Source organism: Pseudomonas sp. H11T01 (genome assembly GCF_048515765.1).
GTDB lineage: Bacteria > Pseudomonadota > Gammaproteobacteria > Pseudomonadales > Pseudomonadaceae > Aquipseudomonas.
In genome coordinates, this window is the sequence record NZ_JBLYED010000002.1 from 398,433 (window position 1) to 405,515 (window position 7,083).

The window sequence follows — 7,083 nt, forward strand, 5'->3', positions numbered from 1 at the left end:
TCACTCATAACGTAGCGCCTCCGCAGGCTGGGTGCGCGCGGCACGCCAGGCTGGATACAGGGTGGCGAGGAAACTCAGAACCAACGCGGCGCCGCAGACCATCAACACGTCTTCGGCCATCAGTTGCGACGGCAAGTAGTCGATGAAGTAAACGTCGGCGTTAAGGAATTTGTGCCCGATCAGGACTTCCAGACCGGAAATCGCGGCGCTGACATTCAACGCGGCGAATATCCCGACCACGGCACCGATCAGCGTACCGACCACACCGATCACCGTGCCCTGGACCATGAAGATCGCCATGATCTGCCCCGGCGTGGAGCCGAGGGTGCGCAGAATCGCGATGTCGCCCTTCTTGTCATTCACCACCATCACCAACGTGGAAATGATGTTGAAGGCAGCAACGGCAACGATCAGCAGCAACAGCAGACCGATCATGGCTTTTTCCATGCGGATGGCCTGATACAGGTTGCCGTGGGTACGGGTCCAGTCGCGAGCGTAGTAATGATTTTCGCCGAGCTGCTGGGCAATGTTCCACGCCGTGCGCGGTGCCTGGAACAGGTCGTCGAACTTCAAACGCAGGCCTTGCACTTGATCCGGCTTCCAGCGATGCAGGCGCGCCAGATCCTCAAGGTTGGTAATGCCCAGATAGCCATCCAGCTCACCGGCGCCGACGTGGAAGATGCCGACCACGGTGAAGCGCTTCATGCGCGGGAACATCCCGGCCGGAGTGACGGTCACTTCCGGGGCAACGAAGGTCAGTTTGTCACCGATGCCTGCGCCGAGCTTGGCCGCGGCCTTGTCACCGATAACAATGCCAAAGCTGCCGGGCGACAAGTCGTCCAGTTTGCCCTGCTGCATGAAGTTATCGATGATCGAGACATGCCGTTCCTGAGCCGGATCAATGGCATTGAGCAGGACTTTCTGTACCTTGCCGTTGTTGGTCAGCAAACCCTGCATCTGGGTGAACGGCGCAACGGCCACCACCTGTGGGTTTTGCTTGACCTTGGCGGCCAGGCTTTGCCAGTCGCTGATGGGTTCACCGGATTCGATGGTCGCGTGGGGCACCATGCCCAACACGCGGGTGCGCATCTCATGATCGAAGCCGTTCATCACCGATAATACGACGATCATAACGACTACGCCGAGGGCGAGTCCGATCATCGAGGTCAGGGAAATGAATGACACAAAATGATTGCGGCGTTTTGCACGGGTATAACGCGTGCCAATAAATACGAAGAGAGGTCTGAACATGTCGGGGCTTGTTCGGAGGAAAGAGGAACGTCCTTGTGGCGGGGGTCGATAACCAGCTTTACACTCAGACCACCGCCGCTACCATGGGTTCGCCATGTCGACATTAGATGAAGAAGATCGCCGCGAATACTACCGTATCGAGGACACGATCGCACTGGAAATTCGGCCCCTGTCTGCCCACGAAGTCGCAGGCCAGGAAGTGTTGCAGGATGAGTCACCACTATTCAATTTGCTCAGCGATCTGCATTTGAGCGAATTCGAGTCGCAGCACCTGCTCAGACAGATCAGCGAACGCGATCGAACCATGGCCGCCTACCTGAAGGTGCTGAACAAACGTATCGACCTGCTTGGCCAGGTAGTTGCGCAGACCGTGCTCGACAAGTTCGACGAGCCGCAGCACGTGGTGCTGTCTGAAGGCGGCATCGAGTTCGAGCATCACCTCGCCCATCCGCACGGCAGCCATCTGGCGATCAAGCTCTTGCTGATGCCGCAAGCATTGGGCCTGCTGTTGCGGGCCAAGGTCACTCACTGTGAACCGGAGGGCTTCGGCACGTTCAAGATCGGCACTGAGTTCGAGTCCCTGACGGATACGCAACGCCAGTTGCTGGCCCGCTATATTTTGCAAAAACAGGCGCAAGATCGACGCCTCGCACGCGAACAGAACAAATCGTCTGGCAATTAATTAAGGAAGAACCGTGACCCTTATCTACGGCCACCGCGGCGCCAAAGGCGAAGCACCGGAAAACACCCTGGCCAGCTTTCAGCAATGCCTCAAACACGGGGTACGTCGCTGCGAACTGGACCTGCATTTGTCCATGGACGGCGAGTTGATGGTGATTCATGACCCGACGCTCAAGCGCACCACCGACCGGCGCGGCAAGGTGGTCGAGCATTCGGCCGCGGACCTGGTGACCTACGACGCGCGCAAGGGGGGCCCAGACTGGATCAAACCGTGCCCGATTCCACGCTTGGAAGAGCTGTTCGAAAAATGCGATTTCGAGCACTGGCAGCTTGAGGTCAAGAGCGCTTCGCGCACTCGCGCGGTGACGACGGTACTGGCCATTCGGGAGATGGCCCAGCGCTTCGGGCTGCTGGACAAGGTCACCATCACATCAAGCTCAAGGGAAGTACTGAAAGCCGCGTTGGAGCTGACACCGGACGTGTCGCGTGGACTGGTCGCCGAATACGCCTGGCTCGACCCACTGAAGGTCGCGCAGAGTTATGGCTGTGAGATTCTGGCGTTGAACTGGACGCTATGCACCCCCGAGCGGCTGCAGAAAGCCCAGCGCCAAGGTCTGCATGTGTCGGTATGGACAGTCAACGAACCCGCGCTTATGCGCAGGCTCGCCGACTTCGGCGTAGATAGCCTGATTACAGACTTTCCCGGTTTGGCCAGCGCCACTCTCGAGAATTGCTGAAATCGGTCTCCCCGGCCGGCTCAGGCCACCGGCCGGAGCCGCTCAAAAAAGCCGGTTGAGGCCGTCGTAAGCCGCGACCCGATAGGCTTCAGCCATGGTCGGGTAGTTGAACGTGGTGTTGACGAAGTACTTCAGCGTATTGAGCTCGCCCGGCTGGTTCATGATCGCCTGGCCGATGTGAACAATCTCCGACGCCTGGTAGCCGAAGCAGTGAACGCCCAGGACCTCCAGGGTTTCACGGTGGAACAGGATCTTGAGCATGCCCTGAGGCTCACCGGCGATCTGCGCGCGCGCCATGCCCTTGAAGAACGCCTTGCCGACTTCGTAAGGCACCTTGGCCTGAGTCAACTCTTGCTCGTTCTTGCCGATCGAGCTGATCTCCGGAATGGTGTAGATGCCGGTTGGCACGTCGTTGACGAAGCGCCAGCTACCATTGTCGACAATGCTGCCGGCTGCCGAACGACCCTGGTCATGGGCGGCACTGGCCAGGCTCGGCCAGCCGATCACGTCGCCAGCAGCGTAGATGTTCGCCACGCAGGTGCGATAGGCCTCGTCCACTTCGATCTGACCACGGCTGTTGACCTTGATCCCGATATTTTCCAGACCCAGCTGATCAGTGTTGCCGGTACGACCGTTGCACCAGAGCAAGGCGTCGGCCTTGATCTTCTTGCCGGATTTGAGGTGCAGGATCACACCGTTGTCCACGCCTTCGACGCGGTCGTAATCTTCGTTGTGGCGCACCGTGATGTTGTTGTTGCTGAAGTGGTAGCTCAGCGCCTGGGAAATCTCGGAGTCCAGGAAGCTCAACAGCTGGCCGCGGTTATCCACCAACTCTACCAGCACACCCAGACCACTGAAGATCGAGGCGTATTCGCAACCGATTACACCGGCGCCGTAAACGATGAGTTTACGCGGCGTGTGGCCCAGGCTCAGGATGGTGTCGCTATCGTAGATACGCGGGTGGTGGAAATCGATGTCGGCCGGGCGATAGGGGCGCGATCCGGTGGCAATGATGATCTGCTTGGCCACCAACTTCTCGACCACGCCATTGGCGCACACCACTTCGATAGTCTGCTCGTCGGCGAAGCTGCCGGTGCCGAAGAACAAGTCAACCCGATTGCGCGCGTAATAACCGGTGCGCGAGGCAACCTGCTTGGAGATGACCTTTTCCGCACTCTTGAGTACGTCAGGGAAAGAGAACCAACGCGGCTCACCAATGGCCCGGAACATCGGGTTGGTGTTGAACTGCATGATCTGCCGTACCGAGTGACGCAAGGCCTTGGACGGGATGGTCCCCAGGTGGGTGCAGTTGCCGCCGACCTGACGACGGCTATCGACCATCGCCACCTTGCGCCCTGCTTTGGCGGCGTTCATTGCCGCACCTTCTCCCGCCGGACCGGAACCCAGCACCACCACGTCGTAGTTGTAGACAGCCATGCATACTCCTCAGAACAGGCCGAGGCACCACTCAGGCGCCTGCGGCTAAATCATGCCGACCTGTGCGGCATGAAGGAACAATTTGGGGTCAGTGACAAACCCGGACACAGTCTATAGAAGCGTCAACGCCGCGCACATTAACCCTTGGTCGCGTCGTAGGCTACTTTTGCCTGCACTACATCGTTATCGCGAAACACCGACACGGTCGCCATTACTCGGCTTTTTCGGCCGCCAGGCGATCAAAAGCCTGACTGGTACGTGTGACGAAACCTGTATCGGCACGAATCACAAAAAACGCACCGATATCATGTTTTTCTGCGTAGTCCCAACCTCGTTGCGGGCCAAGAATCAGCAACAGCGTCGACAAGCCATCGGCCATCAACGTCGAAGGATGAATCACCGTCACCGACGCCAGCGCATGTTTGATCGGCGCGCCGGTGCGAGCATCGAAGGTGTGGGAATAGCGCCGCCCATCCTGCTCGAAATAATTACGATAGTCGCCAGACGTTGAAACACCGTAACCGTCCACTGCGATCACCCGCTCGGCCACTTGCTGATCGTCCCGAGGCTCTTCCAGAGCCACCCGCCAGGGCGAGCCATCGATTTTTTTACCGACCGCCTTGAGTTCGCCCGTGGCTTCAGCCAGGTAGCTGTCGATGCCCATGGCTGTCAGCTTCGCAGCGATCCGGTCCACAGCATAACCGGCGGCGATGCTATTGAAGTCGACCTCGACCGGCGCATCCTTGCACAGCCGATCACCGTCTATTCGCAAATGCGCATGGCCTACCCGTTGCTGGACCTGTGCCAGCGCTTCGGCACTTGGGACCTTTTCCTCCCGGGCTTGCGGACCGAAGCCCCACAGGTTCAGCAGCGGTTCCACGGTCAGGTCAAAGGAGCCGTCGCTTTCGATCGACAACTGTTCGCCGACACGGACCAACTGCAGGATCGACGCAGGCATTGGCTGGCAACTGTTCGCTGGCAAATCGTTAAAGCGCTCAATGTCCGAGTCACTGCGGTAGGTCGACATCTGTTGATCGACCTCGGAGAGGATTTTCTCGACCTGCTGCTGGACCTCCGCCGGCCCGGGAGTACCTTTGTGGCGCACGTACTTGATCGAATAGGTGCTGCCCATGGTCGGACCGCCGAAACTTTCCAGCGAGTCACCCTTACCACAGCCCGACAACGTGCCGACCACCATGAAGAGACCGACCATCTGCATCCGCCATTGACGCAACAAACCTGCACCTCCAGAGAATTGACTCGCCCTGCAAGTACGCATCTCGCAGGGCGGGCATTATGCGATAGATACCCGGCTGCGCTAGATCGTGCTTAGGCTAAACCCGCTTAAATCACACCGTTTAAATGGCTTTATCGTTTAAGCAGCAAGCTAACTATATGTTGCCTACCCTTTCAGTTACACATATTGTTACAAACTGCTCGATAGGACGGCGAATGCCTGACTACGGCAAAGGGATGCGTCAAGACCAGGGATTTCCGAATAAGACAGTCAAAGTGAGAACCTTCAAATGTCCTCGAGTACGGGCAAAGGCAAAGCGATATTTCGCGTTGTCAGCGGCAATTTTCTGGAGATGTTCGACTTCATGGTCTATGGCTTTTACGCCACGGCCATTGCCAAAACCTTCTTCCCTGCCGATAGCGCTTTCGCTTCATTGATGCTGTCGCTGGCCACCTTTGGGGCCGGCTTCCTGATGCGCCCGTTGGGTGCGATTTTCCTCGGCGCCTACATCGACCGTCACGGTCGCCGCAAAGGTTTGATCATCACCCTCGCGCTGATGGCGGCGGGCACCGTGCTGATCGCTTGTGTGCCGGGTTACGCCACGCTTGGCGTCGCCGCGCCATTGATCGTACTGTTCGGTCGACTGCTGCAAGGTTTCTCTGCGGGCGTTGAATTGGGCGGTGTATCGGTGTATCTGGCAGAAATCGCCACCCCGGGCCGCAAGGGCTTTTTCGTCAGTTGGCAATCCGCTAGCCAACAGGCCGCCGTGGTCTTCGCCGGTTTGCTCGGTGTGGGCCTTAACCACTGGCTGAGCCCGGAACAAATGGGTGATTGGGGCTGGCGCGTGCCGTTCTTGATCGGCTGCATGATCGTGCCGGTGATCTTCGTGATTCGTCGCTCGCTGGAAGAAACTCCGGAATTCCAGGCACGTAAACATCGCCCTACCCTGAAGGACATTGTCCGCTCCATCAGTCAGAACTTTGGGCTGGTGTTAGGCGGTATGGCGCTGGTGGTGATGACCACGGTGTCGTTCTATCTGATCACCGCCTACACCCCGACCTTTGGTAAAGCCGAACTGAATTTGTCGGATCTGGACGCGCTGCTGGTCACCGTGTGCATTGGCCTGTCGAACTTCTTCTGGTTGCCGGTAATGGGGGCGGTTTCCGACAAGATCGGGCGCAAACCGCTGCTGCTGGCGGCCACCATTCTGGCGCTGCTGACCGCTTACCCAGCGCTGTCCTGGCTGGTGGCCCACCCGAGTTTCAGCCACCTGCTGATCGTCGAATTGTGGCTGTCGTTCCTTTATGGCTCGTATAACGGCGCCATGGTGGTAGCCCTGACCGAAATCATGCCAGTTGAAGTGCGGACCACAGGCTTCTCCCTGGCGTATAGCCTGGCGACTGCCACGTTCGGTGGCTTTACACCCGCGGCGTGCACTTACCTGATCCATGTACTGGACAACAAAGCGGCGCCCGGTATCTGGCTCAGCGGTGCAGCAATTCTTGGCTTGGTTGCGACGCTGGTGCTGTTCCGTGGGAACAAGCATGCGCTGCGCACCGCCCAGGCGTCTGTAGTCGGCGGTGCCTGACAGATCGATCGCGGGCAATCTGCAGATCGAGTAGGAGGCGGATTTACATCCGCCGTCCTCTCACACCACCGTACATACGGTTCCGTATACGGCGGTTCAGGTTAAGCGGCTAAGCCGGGTTATCGTGTCCAGTATTGAGACCAGCCCGAGTC

The 7,083-nt window shown here is 58.4% G+C and carries 6 protein-coding genes; 3 read left to right on the plus strand and 3 right to left on the minus strand.

What is annotated here, in order from left to right:
• Positions 1-1,251, minus strand: a complete 1,251-nt coding sequence (locus ACN1C3_RS04455) for a lipoprotein-releasing ABC transporter permease subunit (RefSeq protein WP_419114565.1) — start codon at positions 1,249-1,251, stop codon at positions 1-3.
• 94 nt (positions 1,252-1,345) lie between these two features.
• Between ACN1C3_RS04455 and ACN1C3_RS04460 the strand changes: the two genes are divergently transcribed.
• Positions 1,346-1,933, plus strand: a complete 588-nt coding sequence (locus ACN1C3_RS04460) for a PilZ domain-containing protein (protein ID WP_419114566.1) — start codon at positions 1,346-1,348, stop codon at positions 1,931-1,933.
• A gap of 13 nt (positions 1,934-1,946) precedes the next feature.
• Positions 1,947-2,669 (plus strand): glycerophosphodiester phosphodiesterase, encoded by a 723-nt coding sequence (locus ACN1C3_RS04465; RefSeq protein WP_419114567.1) that lies wholly within the window; start codon positions 1,947-1,949, stop codon positions 2,667-2,669.
• A 42-nt stretch (positions 2,670-2,711) separates the two neighbouring features.
• Here ACN1C3_RS04465 and sthA read toward each other — a convergent pair whose 3' ends face one another.
• Together sthA and ACN1C3_RS04475 are read right to left on the minus strand one after the other, a co-directional pair.
• Positions 2,712-4,106, minus strand: a complete 1,395-nt coding sequence (sthA, locus tag ACN1C3_RS04470) for a Si-specific NAD(P)(+) transhydrogenase (RefSeq protein WP_419114568.1) — start codon at positions 4,104-4,106, stop codon at positions 2,712-2,714.
• Positions 4,107-4,317: 211 nt separating this feature from the next.
• Positions 4,318-5,304, minus strand: a complete 987-nt coding sequence (locus ACN1C3_RS04475; RefSeq protein ID WP_419114588.1) for an FAD:protein FMN transferase — start codon at positions 5,302-5,304, stop codon at positions 4,318-4,320.
• Between the two features lie 328 nt (positions 5,305-5,632).
• Here ACN1C3_RS04475 and ACN1C3_RS04480 point away from each other — a divergent pair, with 328 nt between their 5' ends.
• Complete coding sequence (locus ACN1C3_RS04480) at positions 5,633-6,931, plus strand: MFS transporter (protein WP_419114569.1); 1,299 nt, start codon at positions 5,633-5,635, stop codon at positions 6,929-6,931.
• Positions 6,932-7,083 lie beyond the last annotated feature (152 nt).

What these genes read in the sequence shown, in the direction of transcription:
- ACN1C3_RS04455 (WP_419114565.1), bottom strand. Translation starts at nt 1,251, where the DNA reads ATGTTCAGACCTCTCTTCGTATTTATTGGCACGCGTTATACCCGTGCA.
- ACN1C3_RS04460 (WP_419114566.1), top strand. Translation starts at nt 1,346, where the DNA reads ATGTCGACATTAGATGAAGAAGATCGCCGCGAATACTACCGTATCGAG.
- sthA (WP_419114568.1), bottom strand. Translation starts at nt 4,106, where the DNA reads ATGGCTGTCTACAACTACGACGTGGTGGTGCTGGGTTCCGGTCCGGCG.
- ACN1C3_RS04475 (WP_419114588.1), bottom strand. Translation starts at nt 5,304, where the DNA reads ATGGTGGTCGGCACGTTGTCGGGCTGTGGTAAGGGTGACTCGCTGGAA.
- ACN1C3_RS04480 (WP_419114569.1), top strand. Translation starts at nt 5,633, where the DNA reads ATGTCCTCGAGTACGGGCAAAGGCAAAGCGATATTTCGCGTTGTCAGC.